This window comes from Halorubrum sp. B52, from assembly GCF_059752555.1.
The window spans coordinates 744,873-766,527 of sequence record NZ_MWTG01000007.1 but is presented as its reverse complement, the minus strand read 5'-3'; the positions used below and the strand labels follow the sequence as shown (position 1 = coordinate 766,527).

The 21,655-nt window shown below is 71.2% G+C and carries 24 protein-coding genes; 9 read left to right on the top strand and 15 right to left on the bottom strand.

All coding sequences use genetic code 11. The annotated features are described in order from the left end of the window. Window positions 1-83: 83 nt before the first annotated feature. The 5 genes from B4V04_RS05315 (at window position 84) to B4V04_RS05295 (ending at window position 3,293) form a co-directional block, all read left to right on the top strand. Window positions 84-824: a metal ABC transporter ATP-binding protein gene (locus B4V04_RS05315; RefSeq protein ID WP_498229789.1), complete on the top strand. Its 741-nt coding sequence runs from the start codon at window positions 84-86 to the stop codon at window positions 822-824. Next, the gene (locus B4V04_RS05310) at window positions 824-1,894 is read left to right on the top strand and encodes a metal ABC transporter permease (protein WP_498229787.1); all 1,071 of its coding nucleotides are present in this window, start codon (window positions 824-826) and stop codon (window positions 1,892-1,894) included. The genes B4V04_RS05315 and B4V04_RS05310 overlap by 1 nt, the downstream gene beginning before the upstream one ends. 101 nt (window positions 1,895-1,995) lie before the next feature. Continuing rightward, window positions 1,996-2,280, top strand: coding sequence for a DUF7545 family protein (locus tag B4V04_RS05305; protein ID WP_144799287.1), 285 nt, complete (start codon window positions 1,996-1,998; stop codon window positions 2,278-2,280). Window positions 2,281-2,355: 75 nt separating this feature from the next. Next, complete coding sequence (locus tag B4V04_RS05300) at window positions 2,356-2,790, top strand: thiol-disulfide oxidoreductase DCC family protein (protein ID WP_144799286.1); 435 nt, start codon at window positions 2,356-2,358, stop codon at window positions 2,788-2,790. Further along, window positions 2,787-3,293: a GIY-YIG nuclease family protein gene (locus B4V04_RS05295; RefSeq protein WP_498229784.1), complete on the top strand. Its 507-nt coding sequence runs from the start codon at window positions 2,787-2,789 to the stop codon at window positions 3,291-3,293. The genes B4V04_RS05300 and B4V04_RS05295 overlap by 4 nt, the downstream gene beginning before the upstream one ends. A gap of 11 nt (window positions 3,294-3,304) precedes the next feature. Here the strand turns inward: B4V04_RS05295 and B4V04_RS05290 are convergent, their stop codons facing one another. The 3 genes from B4V04_RS05290 to B4V04_RS05280 all read right to left on the bottom strand — a co-directional run bounded on the left by B4V04_RS05290 (window position 3,305) and on the right by B4V04_RS05280 (window position 5,087). Beyond that, window positions 3,305-3,787 carry an acyl-CoA thioesterase gene (locus tag B4V04_RS05290; protein ID WP_498229782.1) on the bottom strand — a complete coding sequence of 161 codons (483 nt, stop codon included), beginning with the start codon at window positions 3,785-3,787 and terminating at the stop codon, window positions 3,305-3,307. Window positions 3,788-3,870: 83 nt separating this feature from the next. Further along, window positions 3,871-4,323 carry a bifunctional nuclease family protein gene (locus B4V04_RS05285; RefSeq protein ID WP_498229780.1) on the bottom strand — a complete coding sequence of 151 codons (453 nt, stop codon included), beginning with the start codon at window positions 4,321-4,323 and terminating at the stop codon, window positions 3,871-3,873. A gap of 71 nt (window positions 4,324-4,394) precedes the next feature. Continuing rightward, window positions 4,395-5,087 carry an ArsR/SmtB family transcription factor gene (locus tag B4V04_RS05280; RefSeq protein ID WP_498229778.1) on the bottom strand — a complete coding sequence of 231 codons (693 nt, stop codon included), beginning with the start codon at window positions 5,085-5,087 and terminating at the stop codon, window positions 4,395-4,397. A gap of 109 nt (window positions 5,088-5,196) precedes the next feature. Here B4V04_RS05280 and B4V04_RS05275 point away from each other — a divergent pair, with 109 nt between their 5' ends. The 4 genes from B4V04_RS05275 to B4V04_RS05260 all read left to right on the top strand — a co-directional run bounded on the left by B4V04_RS05275 (window position 5,197) and on the right by B4V04_RS05260 (window position 9,144). Further along, window positions 5,197-6,993 (top strand): TraB/GumN family protein, encoded by a 1,797-nt coding sequence (locus B4V04_RS05275; protein WP_498229777.1) that lies wholly within the window; start codon window positions 5,197-5,199, stop codon window positions 6,991-6,993. Window positions 6,994-7,018: 25 nt separating this feature from the next. Then, entirely contained in the window at window positions 7,019-7,687 is a 669-nt protein-coding gene (locus B4V04_RS05270) for a metalloprotease (RefSeq protein ID WP_498229775.1), read from the top strand. A gap of 73 nt (window positions 7,688-7,760) precedes the next feature. Next, window positions 7,761-8,819 (top strand): phosphoribosylformylglycinamidine cyclo-ligase, encoded by a 1,059-nt coding sequence (purM, locus tag B4V04_RS05265; protein WP_498229773.1) that lies wholly within the window; start codon window positions 7,761-7,763, stop codon window positions 8,817-8,819. 100 nt (window positions 8,820-8,919) lie between these two features. Continuing rightward, window positions 8,920-9,144: a DUF8595 family protein gene (locus tag B4V04_RS05260; RefSeq protein ID WP_498229771.1), complete on the top strand. Its 225-nt coding sequence runs from the start codon at window positions 8,920-8,922 to the stop codon at window positions 9,142-9,144. Window positions 9,145-9,148: 4 nt separating this feature from the next. Here the strand turns inward: B4V04_RS05260 and B4V04_RS05255 are convergent, their stop codons facing one another. The 12 genes from B4V04_RS05255 to B4V04_RS05200 form a co-directional block, all read right to left on the bottom strand. Further along, window positions 9,149-9,688, bottom strand: coding sequence for a CBS domain-containing protein (locus B4V04_RS05255; RefSeq protein ID WP_498229769.1), 540 nt, complete (start codon window positions 9,686-9,688; stop codon window positions 9,149-9,151). 113 nt (window positions 9,689-9,801) lie between these two features. Further along, entirely contained in the window at window positions 9,802-10,167 is a 366-nt protein-coding gene (locus B4V04_RS05250) for a DUF555 domain-containing protein (protein WP_498229768.1), read from the bottom strand. 93 nt (window positions 10,168-10,260) lie between these two features. Next, window positions 10,261-11,259 (bottom strand): isocitrate/isopropylmalate family dehydrogenase, encoded by a 999-nt coding sequence (locus B4V04_RS05245; protein WP_498229766.1) that lies wholly within the window; start codon window positions 11,257-11,259, stop codon window positions 10,261-10,263. Then, complete coding sequence (gene leuD, locus B4V04_RS05240) at window positions 11,256-11,912, bottom strand: 3-isopropylmalate dehydratase small subunit (RefSeq protein ID WP_498229765.1); 657 nt, start codon at window positions 11,910-11,912, stop codon at window positions 11,256-11,258. Before leuD ends, B4V04_RS05245 begins: the two co-directional genes overlap by 4 nt. Continuing rightward, complete coding sequence (gene leuC, locus B4V04_RS05235; RefSeq protein ID WP_498229763.1) at window positions 11,909-13,330, bottom strand: 3-isopropylmalate dehydratase large subunit; 1,422 nt, start codon at window positions 13,328-13,330, stop codon at window positions 11,909-11,911. The genes leuD and leuC overlap by 4 nt, the downstream gene beginning before the upstream one ends. 61 nt (window positions 13,331-13,391) lie before the next feature. Continuing rightward, window positions 13,392-14,447, bottom strand: coding sequence for a ketol-acid reductoisomerase (ilvC, locus tag B4V04_RS05230; RefSeq protein WP_498229761.1), 1,056 nt, complete (start codon window positions 14,445-14,447; stop codon window positions 13,392-13,394). Window positions 14,448-14,470: 23 nt separating this feature from the next. Then, on the bottom strand, window positions 14,471-15,190 hold the full coding sequence (gene ilvN, locus B4V04_RS05225) for an acetolactate synthase small subunit (RefSeq protein WP_498229759.1): 720 nt from the start codon (window positions 15,188-15,190) through the stop codon (window positions 14,471-14,473). Next, entirely contained in the window at window positions 15,187-17,004 is a 1,818-nt protein-coding gene (gene ilvB / locus B4V04_RS05220) for a biosynthetic-type acetolactate synthase large subunit (RefSeq protein ID WP_498229757.1), read from the bottom strand. The genes ilvN and ilvB overlap by 4 nt, the downstream gene beginning before the upstream one ends. A gap of 403 nt (window positions 17,005-17,407) precedes the next feature. Next, window positions 17,408-18,589 (bottom strand): LeuA family protein, encoded by a 1,182-nt coding sequence (locus B4V04_RS05215; RefSeq protein ID WP_498229954.1) that lies wholly within the window; start codon window positions 18,587-18,589, stop codon window positions 17,408-17,410. Window positions 18,590-18,879: 290 nt separating this feature from the next. Beyond that, the gene (locus B4V04_RS05210) at window positions 18,880-19,668 is read right to left on the bottom strand and encodes an ABC transporter ATP-binding protein (protein ID WP_498229755.1); all 789 of its coding nucleotides are present in this window, start codon (window positions 19,666-19,668) and stop codon (window positions 18,880-18,882) included. Further along, on the bottom strand, window positions 19,652-20,458 hold the full coding sequence (locus B4V04_RS05205; RefSeq protein ID WP_498229754.1) for an ABC transporter permease: 807 nt from the start codon (window positions 20,456-20,458) through the stop codon (window positions 19,652-19,654). Before B4V04_RS05205 ends, B4V04_RS05210 begins: the two co-directional genes overlap by 17 nt. A 1-nt stretch (window position 20,459) precedes the next feature. After that, window positions 20,460-21,455 carry an aliphatic sulfonate ABC transporter substrate-binding protein gene (locus B4V04_RS05200; protein ID WP_498229752.1) on the bottom strand — a complete coding sequence of 332 codons (996 nt, stop codon included), beginning with the start codon at window positions 21,453-21,455 and terminating at the stop codon, window positions 20,460-20,462. Window positions 21,456-21,655: the final 200 nt, after the last annotated feature.

Below are 21,655 nucleotides of genomic sequence, written 5' to 3'. Positions count from 1 at the left end.
GGGGCGCCGCCGGCCGACTGCCCCGCCGTCGGCGACGGACTAAAAGAGCTAAACGTTCGGCCGACCCAGAGAGGAGACACGCAGTGACCGCGATCGTCGACCTCGACGGCGTGACGTTCGCCTACGGCGACACCGCCGCCGTGAGAGACGTCTCTCTGACGGTCGAGGCGGGCGATTTCCTCGGACTCGTTGGCCCCAACGGCTCGGGCAAGACGACCCTGCTCCACCTCATGCTCGGGCTCCACGAGCCCGACGAGGGGAGCGTCGAGCTGTTCGGCCGCCCGGTCGACGAGTTCGACGACGGCGGCCGGATCGGCTACGTCTCCCAGCAGGCGACGAGCCGCGGCGGGGCGATGCCAGTCACGGTCCGCGAGTGCGTCACCATGGGCCGGTTCGCGCACGCCGGCCGCGGGCGGCTCTCGGAGGCCGACCGCGCCGCCGTCGCCGACGCCATCGAGACGGTCGGGATCGGCGACCTCGCCGACCGGCTCGTCACCGAGCTGTCCGGCGGGCAGAAGCAGCGCGCGTACATCGCCCGCGCGCTCGCGAGCGACGCGGACCTGCTCGCGCTCGACGAGCCGACCGTGGGGGTCGACGCCGAGTCGCGCGACGCCTTCTACGCGCTGCTCGACGAGCTGAACGACGACGGGATCACCACCATCCTCATCGAGCACGACATCGGCGTCGTCACCGACCGCGCGAACCGCATCGCCTGTATCAACACCGAGCTGTACCACCACGGCGACACCGAGTCGTTCGTCGAGAGCGACGCCCTCTCGGAGGCGTACGGCGCGACCGGACAGGTCGTCCACCACCACCACTGATGAGCGGGACCGAGACCGCGGACGGCGAGGGGGAGGCGAGCCCGGACGCGAGGCCCGAACGCGGGCTCCGACGGACGGCCGAGATCGCCGCGCTCGGCCTCACGGCGGTCGTCGCCGTCGGCATGCTCGCGTTCCTCCTCCTCTACTGGGCGCAGGACCTCCCGGTCGCGAGCGACCTGTACGCCGCGTTCCGCGCGCTCGGACGGGGGATGGACACCGCGTTCGGCACGAACGTGTTCCGGCACCCGATCATGTGGCAGTCGATGGCGGTCGGCGTTCTCGTCGGCGTCGTCGCCCCGCTCGTTGGCTCGTTCCTCGTCCACCGGGAGATGGCGCTGATCGGTGAGACGCTGGCGCACACGGCGTTCGCGGGGGTCGCGATCGGGATCCTCGTCGACGCCTCGACGGGGTGGGGCAGCTCGCTCCTCCTCGTCGCGCTCGCCGTCGCGATCGCGGGGGCGCTCGCGGTCCAGTGGCTCACCGAGCGCACCGACGCCTACGGCGACGTGCCAATCGCGATCATGCTCAGCGGGAGCTTCGCGGTCGGCACCCTCATCGTCAGCTACGGGCGCGGGCTGACCGCGATCAACATCGAGGGGTACCTGTTCGGGAACCTCGCGGTCGTCACGGCCGAGGGCGCGCGCCTGATGGGCGCGCTCTCGCTGCTCGTCGTCGCCGGCGTGGCGCTCACCTACAAGCAGCTCCTCTTCATCACCTTCGACGAGCAGGCGGCGCGCGTCGCTCAGCTCAACGTCACCGGTTACAACACGCTGCTCGTGGTGTTGACCGCGGTGGTCGTCGTCGGCGCGATGCAGGTGCTCGGCGTCATCCTCGTCGCGGCGATGCTCGTCGTCCCCGTCGCGGCCGCCTCGCAGGTCGCGCGGAGTTTCCGCGAGACGACGTACCTCGGCGTCATCTTCGGCCAGCTGTCGGTGCTCGGCGGCTTCGCCGTCTCGATCGGGCTCGGGCTCCCGTCCGGCGGCTCGATCGTCGTCACCGCGATCGCGGTCTACCTCGCGAGCATCGCCCTCTCCGGCTTCTCGGTGAAGGCCATCTCGGCGCACGGGTAGCCCCGGGGCGGGAAGGCCCGGCGCTCCGGTGTTCGAGACGCGCGTGCGTCAGCCGCGCGCGCTTTCCACAGACCCTTATGTCCCGACCGCGACCGAGACGTATGGGAGAGACGGAAACCTACACGATCACCGGTCCCGACGGTGACGAGGAGTCGTTCGAACTGCCCGCCGGTCTCGTCGACGTGCTCAGCGAGCAGGGCGAACAGCCCACCCGCGTCGTCAGCGACGTCGTGGTGCAGGCGATGGCCCAGCAGGCGCACGTCATCGTCCACCACAGCGAGGGCGACGTGCCGGAGGACATCGCGGAGATGAACGAGACGGCCGCGGAGCTGTTCGAGGAGCGGTTCGGGCAGTCGCTGGAAGACGCGCTCGGCCACTCGCACTGAGACGCGGCGGCGTCTTTCGCCCTCGTTTTCCCCGCCGGCCGGCCGCTTAAGCCGCCGCGGGACGTATCGATCACCATGAGTCACGACTCGGACGCGCCGGTGCTGATCTTCGACGGCGACTGTCCGTACTGCTCGGTCGCGGCGCTCGCGCTCCGCCGGCTGGACGGCGTCGTCGCGGTGCCGTGGGAGGCCGACCCGGTCGGCCCGTTCCTCGACGCGCAGTTCGGCTCGCGCCCGTTCGCGATGGTGCTCGTCGACCCCCGTGAGCGCCGGGTGTACGCCGGCCGATCGGCGGCCGAGGAGCTCGCCGACCGCGCCGGCACCCCGGGGATCGTCGGCGGGCTCGTCCGCGACAACTACGACCGGATCGCCGACGTCGTCGGGACGCTGTCGGGCCGCGGCCGCGACCCCGCCGACGTCCACGAGACGTACCGGCTGACCGACGACGCGCGCGACCTGGTCGACGACCTCCGCCCGGCCGCGAGCGACCCGCCGGAGGCGCTGTCGTGAGCGGGGCCGGGGCTCCCGATCCCGACGACGGCGGCACCTACACCCTCCTCGTGGAGCTCGCGGCCCCCGCCGCGATCGAGGTCGGCGCGCTCGGCGAGGCCCGCTTCGACGCCGGCGTCTACGCGTACACCGGCAGCGCGCTCGGCGCGGGCGGGTTCTCGCGCGTCGACCGCCACCGCCGGACCGCGCGCGGCGAGCACGACGTGCGCCACTGGCACGTCGATCACCTGCTCGGTCACCCGGACGCCCGGATCGACCGCGTCGTCCGGAGCCTCGGCGCCGACGTCGAGTGCGCGATCGCCGAGCGCCTCCCGGCGGGGCCGGTCGACGGGTTCGGCGCGTCCGACTGCGGCTGCCCGAGCCACCTCGCCGCCACCGAGGAGGGAGAGTCGCTCGGCGCGTTCGCCTCGCGAGTCAGGGGTGCGCACGAGGCGGCGGTCGCAGCCCACGAGAGGCTCGGTTCGTCGCTCACGGCGCGGGTCGACGTCGTCGCCGGCGAGTAGGGGGGCGTCGGTCAGAGGTCGTACCGCTCGACGATGTCGGTGAGCTGTTCGCGCCGCCCCTCGATCGCCTCGTCGCGCAGCGCCTCCTCCTCCGGCGTCGGACAGGTCAGCTCCGGGACGCTCGCCGGGGTGCCCTCGTCGTCGAGCGCGACGAACGTGAAGTAGGAGGTCGTGGTGCGGCGCTCCTCGTCCGTCCTCGGGTTCTCCGCGCGCACGTCGACCTTCACGTCGAGGCTCGTGCGCCCGACGTTGAACACGTACCCCTCGATGACGGCGACCTCGCCCATCTCGATGGGGGAGATGAAGTCGACGTGGTCCATCGAGGCGGTGACCACCTGTCGGTTCGAGAAGCGCATCCCGGCGATGGCGCCGCAGATGTCCATCCAGTGGAGGACGGCGCCCCCGAGCGCCCGCCCGAGGTTGTTCGTGTCGTTCGGCAGCAGCATCTCGGTCATCTCGGTGTGCGATTCCGCGACGGTCGCCGTCTCGTCCATACCGGCGGTGGGGAGGCGGGCGACTTGAACCTCCGGCTCCCGGGCTGACGGAGCGGGGGCCCCGCCCGGTGCGCGTCCCGCCGTCAGGAGCCCTCCGGCGGGTCGTCGTCGAAGCGGACGGAGTCCGGGGAGCGGCCGGCCTCGTCGATCACCGCGTCGGAGACGACGACGGGGCAGTCGACCCGGACGGCGAGCGCGAGCGCGTCGGAGGGGCGCGCGTCGAAGACGAACCGCTCCGGCTCGCCGTCCTCGTACCGCTCCGCGTCGACCTTCGCGTAGAAGGTGCCGTCGCGGAGGTCGTCGACCCGGACGCGGTCGATCGCCCCGCCGAACTCGGTGAGGATGTCGACGAGCAGGTCGTGCGTCAGCGGCCGGTCGAACGGCTCCCCCTCCAGCGCCAATCCGATCGACTGCGCCTGGTCGGCGCTGACGAAGATCGGGACGTACTCGTCTCGGACCGAGAGGATGACCGCCGGCACGTCGCCGCCCGGCGCGGAGCCCGCTCCGACCCCGACGACCTCGGCTTCGTGTTCCATACCGGACCGTGGTGGCGGCGGCATGAATAGCTGTCCCACGGGCGCGGCGCTTCCGCCCGCGCGGGCGGCCCTCAGGCCCGGGCGGTCCGGTACCAGTACGCCCACGCGACCGTGAACACGAGCGCCGCGCCGATGAAGAAGACGACGCCGGGCTCGAGCAGCGAGACGGCGTAGTCGGCGAGCGGGTCGACGACGTACTCGACCGTGCCGTCGACCGCCGCGTCGCCGCCGTCGGTTCCCCCGCCGTCTCCCCCGGACTGCTCCGCGGTGACGCCGGCGTCTCCGCCCCCGTCTCCCGTCGTCGTCGTCACGCGGGCCGTCGGCCCCGCCACCGAGAGGAGGCGCTGGGCGACGGCGGCCGTCGCCGCGATGAGCGCGTACCCGCCGAGCAGCCGCATCAGCGCGCTCTTGATCCCGGCCGACTCCTCCTCGCCGCCGGCGAACAGCACGAGCGGCTCGTCGGCGGCGGCGTACACGTCCATCTCGCGGCCCTTCTCGGAGTAGGTCGTGTCGACGACGTCGACGAGGTCGGCCCCGTCGAGCTTCGCGAGGTGGTACTGCACGTTCTGGAGCGACGTGTCGACCTCGGCCGCGAGCTCCGACTTAGTCGCCGGCTCGTCGTGGAGGCGAGTGAGGATCTCGCGCGCGGTCTCGGAGCCGAGCGCCGCGATGAGGTCGTCCGCGTCGTCGTCGTCGACGCCCACGACCCGCGGCTCCCGGTCCTCGGGCGTCGCGTCGGGGAGGGAGGGCAACAGCCGCGACATGGCAGCCCCTCCGCGCCGTGAGGATACAAATTTGTTGGATCGATTACGACCTCGTCGGCCCGATATCGACTCACAAACCCTAAACGCGGCGAGGGGGTACGTCCCGGCAATGACAGAGACGCCAGGGGGCTCCGACGGCGCGTCCGCGCCCCCGACGGCGAGCGACCCCGCGGCGACGTCCGGGCCCGACGAGGGCGTCGGATCCGCCGGGAGCGACGGCGACGGGGACGCGGCCGGCTCCGTGACGGTCGTCGGCACCGCACACGTCTCCGAGCGCTCGGTCGACGAGGTCGAGGAGGCGATCGAGCGCGAGCGCCCCGATGTCGTCGCCGTCGAGCTCGACGAGGGACGGTACCGGCAGCTGCAGGGCGAGACCCCCGACGACCTCGACGCGAGTGACCTCCTGCGCGGGAACACCGTCTTCCAGTTCCTCGCGTACTGGATGCTCTCGTACGTCCAGACCCAGCTCGGCGAGCGCTTCGACATCGAGCCGGGCGCGGACATGCGCGCGGCCATCGACGTCGCCGAGGGGCTCGGGATCGACGTCGCCCTCGTCGACCGGGACATCCAGACGACGATCCAGCGCTTCTGGGCCCGGATGACGGTCACGGAGAAGCTCCGGATGGTCGGCGGGCTCGCGTTCGGCGTCACCGACTCGCGGGTCGTCGGCGTGCTCGCGGGGCTGTTCGTCGGGGTCCTCGCGGGGCCGGCGATCGGCCTGTTCGGCGGCGCCTTCGGCGTGACCACCGCCCTGCTGACCAGCGTGACCGGCGGCGTGCTGGTCGCCGTCGCGGTCGGGATCGCCGTCGATCAGGTCGGGAAGCTCGCGCTCTCGCCGGACGGCCGGCTCTACGCGGCGAGCGGGCTCGGCGTCGGCGCCGGGGTCGCCGCGGCGGCCTCCGGCGTCGCGAACGGGCTCGTCTCGACGTACCTCGGCGGGTTCGCCGTGACGGCGATCGGCAGTCTCGGCCTCGGGATCTCGCTCGGGCTGACGCTCGGCGTCGTCGTGGCGGCGCTGCTCGGACTGGTCGACGGCGGGGGAGAACCGGAGCACGGCGGCATCGAGGAGCTCGGCGTCGAGGAGCTCACCGACACCGACGTGGTGACGATGATGATGGAGGAGTTCCGCCAGTTCTCTCCGGGCGGCGCCGAGGCGCTCATCGACGAGCGGGACGCGTTCATCGCCCACCGCCTCGTCGCACTCCGAGAGGCCGGCAGGGACGTCGTCGCCGTCGTCGGCGCGGGCCACCGGGAAGGGATCGAGGGGTACCTCGCGAACCCCGAGACGCTCCCGCCGATGGAGGGCCTCGTCGGCCGCGAGCGCGGCGGCGGCGGGCTGCCGTGGAAGAAGGCGATCGGCTACGCGATCACCGTCGGCTTCGTCGGCTTCTTCGTCCTGCTCGCGCTGGCGGGCGTCGAGAACGCGTTCCTGCTCCGGGTGTTCGGCGCGTGGTTCCTCATCAACGGGGTCTTCGCGTTCGCGTTCGCGAAGGTCGCCGGCGCGCGGTGGACCTCCGCGGGCGTCGGCGGCGCCGTCGCGTGGATGACCTCGATCAATCCGGTGCTCGCGCCCGGCTGGTTCACCGGCTACGTCGAGCTCCGACACATCACCGTGAACGTCGGCGACATCGGAACGCTCAACGAGCTGCTCTCGGACGAGACGCTGTCGCCCTCCGCGCTGGTCTCCCGGATGCTCGACGTCCCCCTGTTCAAGCTCATCGTCGTCGTCGCGATGACGAACGTCGGCAGCATCGTCGCGAGCTTCCTGTTCGCCGTCTACGTGATCCCGGCGATGTTCGGCGCCGAGGTCGGCGGCGTCGACGAGGTTGGGCGGCTCCTGATCGACGGCGCGTACGCCGGCGCGGAGCTGATCCGGAACGCCCTCACGGGCGGGGGTGGCGCGTGACCCGACACACGCGCGGGGGACGAGCGTGAGCTCGACGTTCAAAGGGCGCCGGATCGCCGGCCTCTACTTCAGCGGCACGGAGCTGCGCGACCTGCTCGTCGCGTGGCTCGCGCTCGGCGTCGCGTTCACGTTCTTTTTCGTCAACGGCACCGCCGGCTTCGACCGGCTGCTCGCGGCCGGCGTGGTCCCGCCGCTGCTCGTCGGCCTGCTCACCGCCGGGGTCGCGTTCCTCCTCCACGAGATCGCGCACAAGGTCGTCGCGGTCCGGTACGACCAGGTGGCCGAGTTCCGGGCCGACAACAGCATGCTGTTCCTGGCCGTGATGAGCTCGCTCCTCGGCTTCATCTTCGCCGCGCCCGGCGCGGTCCATCACCGCGGTCGGCTGACCCCGCGGGAACACGGCCACATCGCGCTCGCCGGGCCGGTCGTCAACCTGCTGCTCACCGTCGTCTTCCTCCCGGCGCTCCTGCTCGGTCCGGTCGTCGGCAGCCCCGTGATCACCCTGATCGGCTCCCGCGGGATCGCGATCAACGTCTTCCTCGCCGCCTTCAACCTGATCCCGTACGGCCCGCTCGACGGGAAGACCGTGTTCGACTGGAACAAGGGAGCGTGGGCCGGCTTCTTCGTCGTCTCCGTGGTTCTCACGGTCGGGCTCGTCTTCGTGGGCGGACTCGGCTTCGGCGGGCCGTTCTGAGTCGCCGTCGGTTCCCCCTCGACCGCCCGGCGGGAACGGTGCGCTTTTGCTCCGCGGGCGTCCCTCGACACACATGACCGAGGGCGACGGCGGCGAGACGGGGGAGAGCGACGATGGAGCGGCGAGCGAGGGCGGCGACGAACTCACCTACGCCGACGCGGGCGTCGACATCGACGCGAGCGAGGCGGCGACCGCGGCGCTGATCGGCGCGGTCGGCGAGGCCGAGGGCGACTACGCCGGCCTCCTCGACATCGGCGACCGGTACCTCGCGCTCGCGACCGACGGCGTGGGGACGAAGCTCCTCGTCGCCGAGGCGCTCGGCGACTACTCGACGGTCGGCATCGACTGCATCGCGATGAACGTCAACGACCTCGTCGCCGCCGGGGTCCGCCCCGTCGCCTTCGTCGACTACCTCGCCGTCGACGAGCCGGACGAGCGGTTCGCCGAACAGGTCGGCGACGGGCTCGCCCGCGGCGCCGAGCTCGCCGATATGGAGCTCGTCGGCGGCGAGACGGCGGTGATGCCGGACGTCATCAACGGGCTCGACCTGGCGGGCACCTGCGCCGGCCTCGCCGCCAAAGACGCCGTCTTCGACGGGACGGCCGAGCCGGGCGACGCGCTCGTCGGCTGGCGCTCCTCGGGGATCCACTCGAACGGGCTCACGCTCGCCCGCGAGGCGGCCACCCGCGACCACGCGTACGCCGACCCGTGCCCGTTCGACGGCTACGAGACGGTCGGCGAGGCCCTCTTGGAGCCGACCCGGATCTACACGGACCTGCTCGACCCCATGCGCGAGCGCGGCGTGCACGGCGCGGCCCACGTCACCGGCGGCGGCTGGACGAACCTGACGCGGCTCGGGGCGCACCGGTACGTCGTCGAGGACGCGTTCGACCCCCAGCCCGTCTTCGAGTTCGTGCAGTCGGAGGGGAACGTCCCGGACGAGGAGATGTACCGCACGTTCAACATGGGCACCGGCTTCGTGGCCGCGCTCGATCCCGAGTCGGCCGAGTCGCTGGCGGCCGAGACCGGCGGGCGCGTGATCGGGCGGGTGGAGGAGGCCGACCCGACGGCGGCAGGCGACGGCGACGACGCCGAGGCGGGAACCGTCTCGATCCGCGGACTGGAGCTGTAGGCGCGCGGAACAAACAGTAATTATTGCCGGGAAACCGGAACACCGGCCCGATTTACTCGCGAACGCCACCTTTTGATCGAGAGGCGCGTAGCCCCGATCGATGACGGACCGATCCGAGTCGGCCGAGACGGACGTCGCCGAGGCCGGCGGCGCGAGCGGGGAGTCCGGCGGCGAGGGGGCCGAGGAGCGCGACGCCGACGACTCGGGTCACCTCGCCGACGTCGAGGACGGCGCGGGCTGTACGGAGATCTGGGAGCGCCTCTCGGAGCGGCGCGAGTCGGACCGCGAGGAGGCGGAACGGGACGAGACGCGGCGGCGGGAGTAGCCCGCTACGAGAGGTGCGCGGCGATGTCCGCCTCGGTGATGATCCCGACCGTCTCCCCGCCGTCGGTGACCATCACGGCCTTGTAGTGGTCGAGCAGGTTCCGGACCTCGTCGACGGTCGCGCTCGGCGCGACCGTGGGGAACGACTCGCTCATCACCTCGCTGACCGGATGGTCGCCGACGTTCTCGCCCGCGTGGACCACGTCGCCCTGGCTGATCGAGCCGACCGGTACCCCATTCTGGAGGACCGGAAGCTGCGAGTACGCCTCCTCCTCCATCAGGTCGACCGCTCCGCGCACCGCGTCGTCGGGCGCGACGCTGATCACCGTCTCGTTCATCAGGTCGCTCGCGCGCACGACCTCGCCCTCCGCCTCCTGGAGCGCGTTGACGATCCGCCGGAGCGTCGAGAGCCGGGGATCGACGTCCCCGCCCTCGATCCGAGCGATCAGGGGCTGGGAGACGTCCGCCGCGTCGGCCAACTCGCTCTGGGTCAGCTCCAGCGTCGTCCGCCGCTCGCGGAGGTCCTGTGGCGTCGGGAGTTCCATACGACCGAATTACTCCGGGTTATTAGAAAAGCTTTCGGCGGTGACCGATATCGCGGCGGCGGTCGCGTACGCGTCCGATCGGCCCCGAGGCGCTCGCCGCTCGTCGCGGGGCGTTACTCGTCGTCGTCCTCGTCGCCCTCCGTCTCGATGATCTCGATGACCTCGAGGGGGACGTCCCGCAGCGCGCCGCCGACCTCGCTCTTCGCGATCCGCTCCGCGTGCTCCTCGCTGTCGGCGTTGAAGATATCGATCTCGAGGAGGAGTCCGACCAGGGCCGTGTTCGCGGCGAGGAAAGCGGCGTCGAACGGCTCGCCGCAGGCCGGACAGCCGGTGACGCCGGGTTCGACCTCGACGTACTGCTTGTCCGTCTCGTTGAGTCGCTTGCCGGCTTCGCTGACCGCGACGCCGATGGCGTCGTCGGTCTCCTCGACGTCACGGACCAACCAGGCGGCTTCCATCGCGACTTCGTAGTTGCTCATAGCCGAACGGACGGGCCGCAGGGTTTCCTTTCTTGTGGTTCGGCCGCGGTCGCCGTGCGAGAGCGTGTCTCGCGGGGGCTGCGCCCCCGACGGCTACAGGCGGTCGACGATCGCCGCCGTGATCTCCTCGGTCGTCGCGTCGCCGCCGAGGTCGCCGGTGCGGGGGCCGTCGGAGAGCACGCCCTCCACGGCGTCGCGCACCCGCCCGCCCTCCTCGACGTAGCCGAGGTACTCCAGCAGCATGGCGGCCGACAGGATCGCCGCCGTCGGGTTCGCGACCCCCTGGCCGGCGATGTCCGGCGCGGTGCCGTGGACCGGCTCGAACAGCGCGTTGTCGTGGCCGACGTTCGCCGACGGGAGCAGGCCGAGCCCGCCGACGAGCCCGGCCGCGAGGTCCGAGAGCACGTCGCCGGCGAGGTTCGGACAGACGATCACGCCGTACTGCGTCGGGTCGAGCGGGAGCTTCGTCGCGAACGCGTCCATCAGCTCCTCGTCGGCGTCGACGCCGCGCTCGTCGGCCACCGCGAGCATCTCCTCGCGGAACCGACCGTCCGTCTCGCGCATCACGTTCGCCTTGTGCGCGACCGTGAACCCGTCCTCCGGGCCGCCGGCGGGGCCGCGCCCGTCGGCGACGAACTCGCAGGCGTACTCCGCCAGCTCCCGGGAGGCGGAGGAGGTGACCACCCGCGTCAGCGTCGAGAGGTCCTCGGAGAGCCGGTCCTCGTGGCCCGAGTAGACGCCCTCGGTGTTCTCGCGCAGGAAGACGACGTCCGTCTCAGGCCGGAGCGCGTCGACGCCGGGGTACGCCTTCGCCGGTCGGACGTTGACGAACGAGTCGACGGCGTCCCGGAGCGGGAGGATGACGTCGGCGGCGGTCTCGCCGGCCGCGCCGAACAGCGTCGCGTCCGCGCCCGCCGCGAGGTCGTACGTCTCCGCCGGGAGCGCCTCGCCGGTCGCCTCCTTCGTCGCGTCGCCGGCCTCGCCCCGGACGAACTCGAAGCCGAGGTCGAACGCCTCCAACACCTCGAGGGCAGCGGGGACGACCTCTCGGCCGATCCCGTCGCCCTCAATGACGGCGACCTCGTGGCTCACGCCTCGTCCCCCGGAATGTCCGCTTCCGGAACGTAGGGGAGGGACCGAGCGGTCTCGCGGACCGCGCCCGCGTTCGCGCCCATCAGCGCCGTGGTGTCCCAGACGCCCTCGACGAGCGCCTTCCGCTGGGCGTCGTGGACCGTCGCGTCGATCACGGTGTCGCCGTAGGTGATCGTCTCCGCGGCCACGTCGATGTCGACCTCCGCGTCGGGGTTCGCCTCGACGTAGTCCTGGAGCGCCTCGATCGACTCCTGGTCGGCGGTGACCGTCGGGATGCCGAGCGCGAGGCAGTTGCCCGCGAAGATCTCCGCGAACGACTCGCCGACGACGGCGTCGATCCCCCAGCGCATCAGCGCCTGCGGCGCGTGCTCGCGCGAGGAGCCGCAGCCGAAGTTGGCGTTGACCACTAGGACGTTCGCGCCCTGGTATTTCTCCTCGTTAAAGGGGTGGTCCTTCTCGTTGTCGTCGTCGTCGAACCGCTGGTCGAAGAAGGCGAACTGGCCCAGCCCGTCGAAGGTGACGACCTTCAGGAACCGCGCCGGGATGATCTGATCGGTGTCGACGTCGTTCCCGCGGACGGGGATCCCCGTCCCCTTGACCTCGGTGACCTTCTCGGCCGGCGCCTCGCCGTCGCTGAACTCGGGGGAGCTCATACGGTCGCCACCTCCTCCATCTCGCGGACGTCGGTGACCGCGCCGGTCACCGCCGCGGCCGCGACCATGATCGGACTCATCAGCACGGTCCGGCCCTCCTTCGACCCCTGTCGGCCGACGAAGTTCCGGTTCGAGGAGGACGCGCTCGCCTCGTCGCCCACCAGCTGGTCGTCGTTCATGCCGAGACACATCGAGCAGCCGGGCTCGCGCCAGTCGAAGCCCGCCTCGGTGAATATCTCGTCTAACCCCTCCGCCTCGGCGGCGTCGCGGACGCGCTGACTGCCGGGCACGACCATCGCGCGCACGTCGTCGTCGACCTCGCGGCCCTCGACGAACGCCGCGGCCTCGCGGAGGTCCTTCAGGCGCGCGTTGGTACACGAGCCGAGGAACGCCACGTCGATCTCGTACCCCTCCATCGTGTCGCCCGGCTCGACGCGCATGTGCTTCTGCGCGCGGCGCGCGGTGTCGCGGTCCTCCTCGGGCAGGTCGTCCGGGTCCGGGATCGGCTCCGTGATGCCCGCGGTCTGTCCGGGCGTGGTCCCCCACGTCACGGTCGGCTCGATCGCCGACCCGTCGATGGTGACGACGTCGTCGTACTCGGCGTCGTCGTCGGTCCGGATCGACTCCCAGTAGGGCTTCAGCCGCTCGAACTTCTCGGGGTCGTCGGCGAAGGCGTCCGTCTCTTTCAGCCACTCGTAGGTGGTCTCGTCGGGGTTGACGTACCCCGCGCGGGCGCCGCCCTCGATGGACATGTTACAGATGGACATCCGTCCCTCCATGCCGAGCGCCTCGATGGCCTCGCCGCCGTACTCGTAGACGTGGCCCACGCCGCCGTCGGTCCCGAGCTTCCCGATGATCGTGAGGATGACGTCCTTCGCGGTGACGCCCTCGCCGAGCTCGCCGGTGACCTCGATCCGGCGGACCTTCTGTTTCTCCATGGCGACGCAGCCCGTCGCCAGCACGTCGCGGATCTGCGAGGTGCCGATGCCGAACGCCAGCGCGCCGAACGCGCCGTGCGTCGACGTGTGGGAGTCGCCGCAGACGATCGTCATGCCGGGCTGGGTGAGCCCCTGCTCCGGCCCGATGACGTGGACGATCCCCTGGTTCCCCGAGTCGGGGTCCGAGAAGTCGATCCCCGACCCGCGGAGGTTCTCCTCCAGCTCCGACATCATGGTCTCGGCCGCCTCGTCTTTGAACGGTCGGTCGCGGTTGCCGGTCGGCACGATGTGGTCGACCGTCGCGTGCGTGCGCTCCGGGAACGCGACCTCCCGCCCGCGCTCTTTCAGCATCCCGAACGCCTGCGGGCTGGTGACCTCGTGGACGAGGTGGAGCCCGACGAACAGCTGGTCCTGTCCGGTCGGCAGCTCCGTCACCTTGTGACGGTCCCACACCTTGTCGTACAGGGTCCCCTCGCTCATCGGGGATCACCCGTACGGGGTGCGGTCGCCGTCGCCCCGTTCGCGTCGCCGCGGGCGCCCATCAGGCCGTCACCTCGGTCGACTCCTCTTCCTCCTCGCCCTCCTCCTGCCACGCGAACAGGCCGCGCAGCTCCTCGCCGACGGCCTCGATCTCGTGGTTCTTCTCCGCGTTGCGGAGCTGGGTGTACGCCGGCCGGCCGGCCTGGTTCTCCGAGATCCACTCGCGGGCGAAGGTGCCGTTCTGGACGCCCTCGAGGACCTCCTCCATGTTCGCGCGGACCTGGTCGTCGATGATCTCGTCGCCCCGAGTGAGCCCGCCGTACTCCGCGGTGTGCGAGACGGAGTCCCACATGGCGCCGAGCCCGCCCTCGTACATCAGGTCGACGATGAGCTTCATCTCGTTCATGCACTCGAAGTACGCCATCTCGGGGGAGTAGCCCGCCTCGACGAGCGTCTCGTACCCCTGCTTGATCAGCGAGGCGATGCCGCCGCAGAGGACGGCCTGCTCGCCGAACAGGTCGGTCTCGGTCTCTTCCCGGAACGACGTCTCGACGACGCCGGCGCGGGTGCAGCCGATCGCGGCCGCGTACGCGAGCGCCTCGTCGTGGGCCTCGCCCGTGGCGTCCTGGTACACCGCCAGCAGCCCCGGCGTCCCCTGGTCGTTCTCGTAGTTCCGGCGGACGATGTGGCCCGGCGACTTCGGCGCGATCATCGTCACGTCGACGTCCTCGGGCGGCTGGATCTGGTTGTAGTGGATGTTGAACCCGTGCGCGAACTGGAGCGTGTCGCCGGGCTCTAAGTTCGGCTCGATCGACTCCTCGTACACGTCCGCCTGGACCGTGTCGGGGAGGAGGACGCTCACGATGTCGGCGGCCTCGGCGGCCGCGGCGGGCGTCGCCACCTCGAGCCCGTCGCTCTCGGCGGCCGCCCGCGAGGAGCTGTCCTCGCGGAGGCCGACGATCACGTCGATCCCGCTCTCGTGGAGGTTCTGGGCGTGCGCGTGCCCCTGCGAGCCGTAGCCGAGCACGGCCACGACCTTCTGGGCGATCGCCTCGCCGTCCGCGTCTTCGTCGTAGTATACGTTGGATTCGACCGTCTGCATGTCGTTGTCGCTCATTGTGTATCGTGTGTGTAACTGCGTCAGCTGTCGTGCGTCGTCGGTTCGCCGGCCGTTCCGGGTTTCTCTCCGGGCGCGGTCGGGACGTCGCCGCGCGCGAGCGCGGTCTGGCCCGTCCGCGCGATCTCGATGATGCCGAACTGGCGGAACGCGTCGAGCGCGTCGTCGATCCGCGCCTCGTCGCCGGTGAGCTGGACGGTGATCGTCCGCGGCCCCGCGTCGAGCGTCCGGCCGTCGTACATCTCGGTGACGGCGTGGACCGCCGCCGGGTCGTCGGCCTCGACCTTCAGCAGGACGAGCTCGGCGGTGACCGCGTTGCCGGACACCTCGCCGACGGAGATAACGGGTTTCAGCTTCGCCATCTGCTTTTCGATCTGGTCGATGCCGGGGTCAGTCTCCTCGACGACCATCGTGATCCGCGAGTGGCCCTCGACGGTCGTCGGACCGACGGTGAGGCTCTCGATGTTGAACTGGCGGCGGGAGACGAGCCCGGAGACGCGCGCGAGCACGCCCGGCTCGTCCTCCACGAGCGCCGAGATGACGGCGCGCCGCGACTCGTGTTCGGCCTCCAGGACGGGGTCGATCCGGATCCCCTCGAGGTTCCGGCGCCCCTCCGGGTGGTCCCGCTCCTCGGGCCCGGGCTGCTCGCTCGGCGCGGGCCGCGAGTCGGCCTCGGGCACGCCGGCGTCGGACGCGGAGCCGCCGTCGGTCGCGGGGCGGGAGTCGGGCGAATCGCCGCTCATAGCTGGTCCTCCGCGGTGGCGAACTTCCCGTTCGCGCCGCCGCTCGGCACCATCGGCAGGACGTTCTCCTCGGGATCGACGTGGAAGTCGACCACGGCGGGACCGTCGTAGTCGAGCGCCTCCTCGATCGCGGGCGCGACCTCGTCGTAGTCGTCGACGCGGAGCCCGAGCGCGCCGAACGCCTCGGCGAGCTTGTCGAACTCGGGCATCCACGTGTAGTCGGAGGCCATGTGACGCCCCTCGTAGAAGGCGTCCTGCCACTGGCGCACCATGCCGATGTACTCGTTGTTGAGCACGGCGATGGTGACGTCGAGGTCCTCGCGGACGGCCACGGAGAGCTCCTGCATCGTCATCAGGAAGGAGCCGTCGCCGTCGAAACAGACCACGTCGCGGTCGGGCTCGCCCATGTTGTCGGCGGCGACGCGCGCGCCGACCGCGGCGGGCACGCCGTACCCCATCGTCCCCAGCCCGTGCGAGGAGATCCACGTCCGCGGCTCCGTGTACGTCCAGAACTGGGAGGCCCACATCTGGTGTTGGCCGACGCCGGTCGTCACGATGGTGTCGTCGTCGGTCGCCTCGTCGAACGCCTCGACGACGAACTGCGGCTTCAGCGGCTCGTCCTCGGGCGTCGCGTACGTGAGCGGATACGTCTCCTTCCACTCGGCGCAGCGCTCGCGCCACGCCTCGGCGTCGGGCGCCTCGCGGACCGCCGCGGTCAGCTGGTCGAGGACGCGCCCCGCGTCGCCGATGAGCGGGTGGTCAGCGTGGACGTTCTTCGAGATCTCGGCCGGGTCGATGTCGACGTGGACGACCTCGGCCTCCGGCGCGAACGTGTCGATCCCGCCGGTGAGCCGGTCGTCGAACCGGGTGCCGACCGCGATCAGGCAGTCGGTGTGGGTGATCGCCATGTTCGCGTAGCCGGTGCCGTGCATCCCGGCCCACGAGAGGCAGAGCTCGTCGTCCTCGGGGAACGAGCCGATCCCGGGCATCGTCGTCGTCACCGGGATCCCGTACGTCCGCGCGAACGTCCGCGCGGCGTCGCTCGCCTCGGCCTTGATCACGCCGCCGCCGAACAGACAGACCGGTCGCTCGGCCTCCTCGATGGTCCGGGCGGCCGCCTCGACCGCGTCGGCGTCGGCGTTCGGGTCGGGGTCGGTGCCGGCCGGCGGCGACGCCGGTCCCGGGGTCTCGTCGGTCTCGTCCTGGGTGACGTCCTTCGGGAGGTCGACGAGCGTCGGTCCCGGGCGACCGGCCCGCGACAGCTCGAACGCCTCCCCGACGGTGTCGCCGACGGTGTCGGCGCCGCTCGCGAAGTAGTTGTGCTTCGTGATCGGGCGCGTGACGCCGATGGTGTCGGTCTCCTGGAACGCGTCGTTGCCGACGAACTCGGTCGGCACCTGTCCGGTCAGCGCGAGCATCGAGTCGGAGTCCATGTCGGCGTCGGCGATCCCGGTGACGAGGTTCGTCGCGCCCGGGCCCGAGGTCGCCAGGCAGAGCCCCGGCTCGCCCGACACGACGCCGTACGCGTCGGCGGCGTGGGCGGCGCCCTGCTCGTGGGCCATCGTGACGTGGTCGATCGACGAGCTGTACAACGCGTCGTAGACGGGCATGATCGCGCCGCCCTGAACGCCGAAGGCGGTCTCCGCGCCGGCCGCCTCGAGGGCGGCGACGACCGACTCCGCGCCGGTCGAGACCGCACCCGCGGCGGGCGTCTCGTCGGACTCGGCGTCGGGCGCCCCGTCGTCGGCCCCCGTCGCCGGCTCCTCGGAGCCCTCCGGGTCGTCCTCTCGTGGGTGTGCTGCTGTGTCGCTCATTGTCGTGGTGGTGTGTGTGGCATCTCTCGCGCGTCGGAGTTCGGTCCGCCCGCCGGGCGATGGATCGCGTTCCGATCGCGGCGGCGGTCGGCGGTACGTCGAGTCGGTGAGGAAGGGGTAGTGTAGGGGATTATACCCCTACGATGATCGGCGCGACGGCTCCGGCGACGTCGGCTGTCGTCGGGACCGCGGTGTGCCGTCGCATCTCGCCCTGACCAACGGAGTCGGGGTATAAATCCCTGTCGGGGCGTCGCCCCGTCCGGTCGGATCGCGGCTCCGCGCCGCGTCGCGCCCCCGCACCGGCTCGCGGTCCCGCATCGGCCCGCTGCGAACGGGCTCGCGGGAGCCCCCGCCGGTCCGCGCGGCGGTCGCTCGGCGGGCTCCCCGGTCAGGGGGGCGGCCATCAGACTCGGACCTCCTCCTCGCGGTCGATGCCCGCCTCCTCGGCGAAGCGCTCGACGTCGCCGGCGGTCACCTGCCGCTTGCCGGAGCCGTACTCCTTGACGCGCTTGGTGATGCGCCGGACCTCGCCGTCGCTCGGGTCGAAGCCGGCCTCCTCCAGGTGCTTGCGCACGCTGTGGGTACCGGTGTGTTTCCCGAGGACGAACTCGCGTTCGGCCCCCACCATCTCCGGGGTCATCACGCCGGTCTCGAACGTGTCGGTGTTCTCGATGACGCCGGCCGCGTGGATCCCCGACTCGTGCGCGAACGCGTTCCGCCCGGTGACGGGCTTGTTCGCGGGCACGGGGATGTCCGAGGCCTCCTCGACGATCCGCGCCAGCTTGGTGATCTGGGTCGTGTCGATCCCGGTGTCGACGCCGTACACCGACTCGACGGCCATCACGACCTCCTCGTAGGCGGCGTTGCCGGCGCGTTCGCCGATCCCGTTGACCGACACCTGCGCCTGCTCGGCGCCGTTCTCGAAGCCCATGATCGCGTTCGCCGCGGCCATTCCGAAGTCGTCGTGCGTGTGCACGTCGACGCGGGCGTCGGTCGCCTCGACGACGGCCTTCACCGTCTTCCCGAAGCTGCTCGGCATCCCGACGCCGCAGGTGTCGGGGATGTTGATCCAGTCGGTGCCGGCGTCCGAGACCGCCTCGACGATGTCGATCAGGTAGTCGGGGTCGGTCCGGGTGGCGTCCATCGGCGAGAACATGCACTCGACGCCGGCGTCTTTCACCTGCTCGACGGCGGCGACGGCGCGCTCCTTCGCCTCGGCGCGGGTCGCGTGCATCGAGTCCTCCAGCTGCACGTCGCTGGTGGAGACGAACACGTGGACCATCTCGACGCCGGAGTCGATCGCGGCGTCGATGTCGCCCTCGACGACCCGCGCCAGCCCGCAGACGGTGGTGTCCGTCGCGGCGGCGATGTCGCTCACGGCCTCGAACTCCGCGTCCGAGTTCACCGGGAACCCCGCCTCGATGACGTGGGTGTTCATGTCGTCCAGCGTCGCCGCTATGCGGCGTTTCTCGTCGTAGCTGAACGACGTCCGTGGTGACTGTTCTCCGTCTCGTAACGTCGTGTCGAAGATCCGTACAGGACCGATTTCGATGTTAGAAGCTATCGTGCCCTGGAAGAACTCGATCCGCCGGGGTGTCCGACGAAGCCTCCGTGATGTCTGTCATCGACTGTCGACAGTACGGTCGAGAACTTAACGCTTGTGCCGCTCGCAAAAACCACTCCGCGGCGACGGGTTCGTGTCGAGCCTCGTCGTCGGAAAACCGCATGACACCAACGTCATAGCAACTCCTTATATTGTTTATATCCGTCTCCTCGCGATCCGAGGATGTGGTTTCGGAACCCGAGTGATAAGGGCGATCGACGTTCGTTTCGTTTCGGCCGCGCCCCGTGTGGGGGGTAGTGCCCCGCCCCGGCTCAGAGCCCGAGCGCGTCGGTGACCTCGCGGCGCGCCGCTAGCAACTCCTCGTCGGTCCGGTCGCGGGGGCGGTCGGCGTCGACGTCGACCACCGCCTCGACAGTTCCGGGCTGCCCGCCGAGAACGACGACGCGGTCCGCGAGGTAGGCGGCCTCCTCGACGTCGTGCGTCACCAGCGCGACCGTGGTCCCCCGCTCCGCCCACACGTCGAGCAGGTGGTCCTGCTGCTCGTGTTTCGTCAGCCGGTCGAGCGCGGAGAACGGCTCGTCGAGCAGCAGCACCTCCGGCTCGTAGGCGAGCCCGCGCGCCAGCGCGACCCGCTGGGCCATCCCGCCGGAGAGCTCGCCCGGCCGGCTCTCCGCGAACCCGTCGAGCCCGACCGTCTCGATCAGCCCGTCGACGCGGTCGCGCGCGGCGGGGTCGTCGCGGTCGACGCCGGCCGGGAGCCCGAGAGCGACGTTCTCCCGCACGTCCGCCCACCCGAGGAGCCGCGGCTCCTGGAACACCATCCCGACGGCGTCGCTGCCGCCCTCGCGCACGTCGACCCCGTCGACCGCGGCGTCGCCCTCGAACCGGTCCTCCAGCCCGGACAGCACGCGCAGCAGCGTCGACTTCCCGCAGCCGGAGGGGCCGACCACCGCGACGAACTCCCCGTCGCCGACCGCGAGGTCGACGCCGTCGAGCGCGACCGTCTCGCCGTAGCGCTTGGTGAGCCCGCGGACGGCGAGCGTCGGGTCCGCCCGCGACGCGTCCTCACTCGGAGACGCGTTCTCACCGGTCGACGACACGGTTCTCCACCCCCTTGACGGCGAGATCCGAGAGGTTCCCGAAGAACGCGAACAGCAGGATCGAGCCGACGATGATGTCGGGGCGCGCGAGCACCCGGCCGTCGCTCAGCAGGAACCCGATCCCCTCGCTGGCCGCGATCAGCTCCGCGGCCACGACGAACATCCACGCCAGGCCGACGCCGCCCCGGATCCCGACGAGCAGGCTCGGCACCGCCGCCGGGAACACGACCCGTCGGAGCGACTCGACCCGGCCGAGGTCGTACACCTCGGCGACCTCGAGCAGGTCCTCGCTCACCTCGCCGATCCCCGTCGAGAGGTTGAGGTAGACGGGGAAGAAGGCGCCGACGGCGATCAGGAGCACCTTCGCGCCCTCCCCGATCCCGAACCACAGTAGGAACAGCGGCACCCACGCCAGCGAGGGGATGTTCTTGAGGCTCTGGAGCAGGGGGTCGAGGAGGTCGGCGGCGAGGTCGTACAGCCCCGTGAGCGTCCCGAGGAGGATACCGACGCTCGCGCCGAGGAGGACGCCGAGGAACACGCGCTGGACCGTGATCGCGACGTGACCCCACAGCTCGCCGGAGACGCCCAGCCCGTAGAGCGTCTCGACCACCCGCAGCGGCGTCGGAAGCTGGTGGGCGGCGAAGACGCCGGTCGCGACCAGCAGGTGCCAGGCGACGACGATCGCCGCGGGCACGACGAACCCGATCAGCCACCGGAACCGGTCGGCGTCGGGGAGGGTCTCGGCGGCGACGCCGATCCCCGTCCGCTCCGTCTCGCGCGTCGCGGCCATCTCACTCGCCCCCGCTTCCGGCGTCGCCGACGATGCCGGCCGCGAACTCCGCGTCGAGCAGCTCGTCGACGCTCCCCGCGGGGTCGGCGTCGTCGTTGACGAGCCCCTCGCGTTCCAAGATCGGCGCGAGGTCGGAGAGCAGGCCGCGGTGCGCGTCGCCCGGAAGCGGCTCCGAGAGGTCGGTGCGGCGCGTGAACACGCGCTCGGCCACCGCCTGGGACATCTCCGACTCGCTCGCGAGGATCCCCGCGGTCTCCGTCGGGTTGTCGATCGCCCACTCGCGGCCGCGCTCGTACGCCTCGACGACCCGCCGGGCGTCCTCGGGGCGGTCCGCGAGGAAGCCGTCGAGGAAGTTGAGGAAGCCGTAGGTGTTGTAGGCCGGCTCGCGGAAGAACAGCTCCGCGCCGTCGTGTTCCAGCTCCAGCTCGGCCATGTGGGGGTCGAGCCCGGCCCACGCGTCGACGTCGCCGCCCACCAGCGCCGACTGCCCCTCGGGGTGTTGGAGGTGGACGACCTCGACGTCGTCCTCGCTCAGCCCGGCGTCGTCGAGCGCCTGCAGCAGGAAGAAGTAGGGGTCGGTGCCGCGGGTGGCCGCGACGCGTTTCCCCTCCAGGTCGGCGACCGACTCGATCCCCGTCTCCGCGAAGGTGACGAGCGCGGTCCACTCCGGCTCCGAGTAGACGTACGGCGTCGTGATCGGGACGCCGTTGGACCGCGCCATCAGCGCCGCGATCCCGGCGGTGGAGGCGACCTCCGCCTCGCCGCCCTGCGAGTACTCGTTCGCCTGGTTGCTGCCGAGGCTCAGCACCCACTCGACCTCGACGTCCGTCTCCGCGAACGCCTCCGCCAGCCACCCCTTCTCTCGCAACACGAGGCTGACCGGGTTGTAGTAGGCGTAGTCGACCGTCACAGTCCGTCCGTCGCTCCCGGCGCAGCCGGCGAGCAGCGAGCCGCCGATCGCCGCGCCGGTGCCGCGCAGGAACCGTCTTCGTTCCATCGTACCTCCTCGTACCGGCCCCACTGATAAGGGAATATGCATATAGAGAATATTTATCTGCATCTATGATGCTTTACAGTAATTTACTCGGCGGTATGAGAGACGAACGCAGGGATCGATCCGCCGGCTCGGAGTTTCTGACGGCGGTCCGTGCGGCTCGATCTCTCCGCGAGCCGCGAGCCGTCCGATACCCGACGTGT

Coding starts and splice junctions, on each gene's coding strand:
- ilvN (WP_498229759.1), bottom strand. CDS start 15,190: ATGAGCGGCGATTCGCCCGACTCCCGCCCCGCGACCGACGGCGGCTCC.
- B4V04_RS05260 (WP_498229771.1), top strand. CDS start 8,920: ATGACGGACCGATCCGAGTCGGCCGAGACGGACGTCGCCGAGGCCGGC.
- B4V04_RS05205 (WP_498229754.1), bottom strand. CDS start 20,458: ATGGCCGCGACGCGCGAGACGGAGCGGACGGGGATCGGCGTCGCCGCC.
- B4V04_RS05285 (WP_498229780.1), bottom strand. CDS start 4,323: ATGGAACACGAAGCCGAGGTCGTCGGGGTCGGAGCGGGCTCCGCGCCG.
- ilvB (WP_498229757.1), bottom strand. CDS start 17,004: ATGAGCGACACAGCAGCACACCCACGAGAGGACGACCCGGAGGGCTCC.
- B4V04_RS05300 (WP_144799286.1), top strand. CDS start 2,356: ATGAGTCACGACTCGGACGCGCCGGTGCTGATCTTCGACGGCGACTGT.
- B4V04_RS05200 (WP_498229752.1), bottom strand. CDS start 21,455: ATGGAACGAAGACGGTTCCTGCGCGGCACCGGCGCGGCGATCGGCGGC.
- B4V04_RS05250 (WP_498229768.1), bottom strand. CDS start 10,167: ATGAGCAACTACGAAGTCGCGATGGAAGCCGCCTGGTTGGTCCGTGAC.
- leuD (WP_498229765.1), bottom strand. CDS start 11,912: ATGAGCTCCCCCGAGTTCAGCGACGGCGAGGCGCCGGCCGAGAAGGTC.
- B4V04_RS05280 (WP_498229778.1), bottom strand. CDS start 5,087: ATGTCGCGGCTGTTGCCCTCCCTCCCCGACGCGACGCCCGAGGACCGG.
- ilvC (WP_498229761.1), bottom strand. CDS start 14,447: ATGAGCGACAACGACATGCAGACGGTCGAATCCAACGTATACTACGAC.
- B4V04_RS05275 (WP_498229777.1), top strand. CDS start 5,197: ATGACAGAGACGCCAGGGGGCTCCGACGGCGCGTCCGCGCCCCCGACG.
- leuC (WP_498229763.1), bottom strand. CDS start 13,330: ATGAGCGAGGGGACCCTGTACGACAAGGTGTGGGACCGTCACAAGGTG.
- B4V04_RS05310 (WP_498229787.1), top strand. CDS start 824: ATGAGCGGGACCGAGACCGCGGACGGCGAGGGGGAGGCGAGCCCGGAC.
- B4V04_RS05305 (WP_144799287.1), top strand. CDS start 1,996: ATGGGAGAGACGGAAACCTACACGATCACCGGTCCCGACGGTGACGAG.
- B4V04_RS05290 (WP_498229782.1), bottom strand. CDS start 3,787: ATGGACGAGACGGCGACCGTCGCGGAATCGCACACCGAGATGACCGAG.
- purM (WP_498229773.1), top strand. CDS start 7,761: ATGACCGAGGGCGACGGCGGCGAGACGGGGGAGAGCGACGATGGAGCG.
- B4V04_RS05255 (WP_498229769.1), bottom strand. CDS start 9,688: ATGGAACTCCCGACGCCACAGGACCTCCGCGAGCGGCGGACGACGCTG.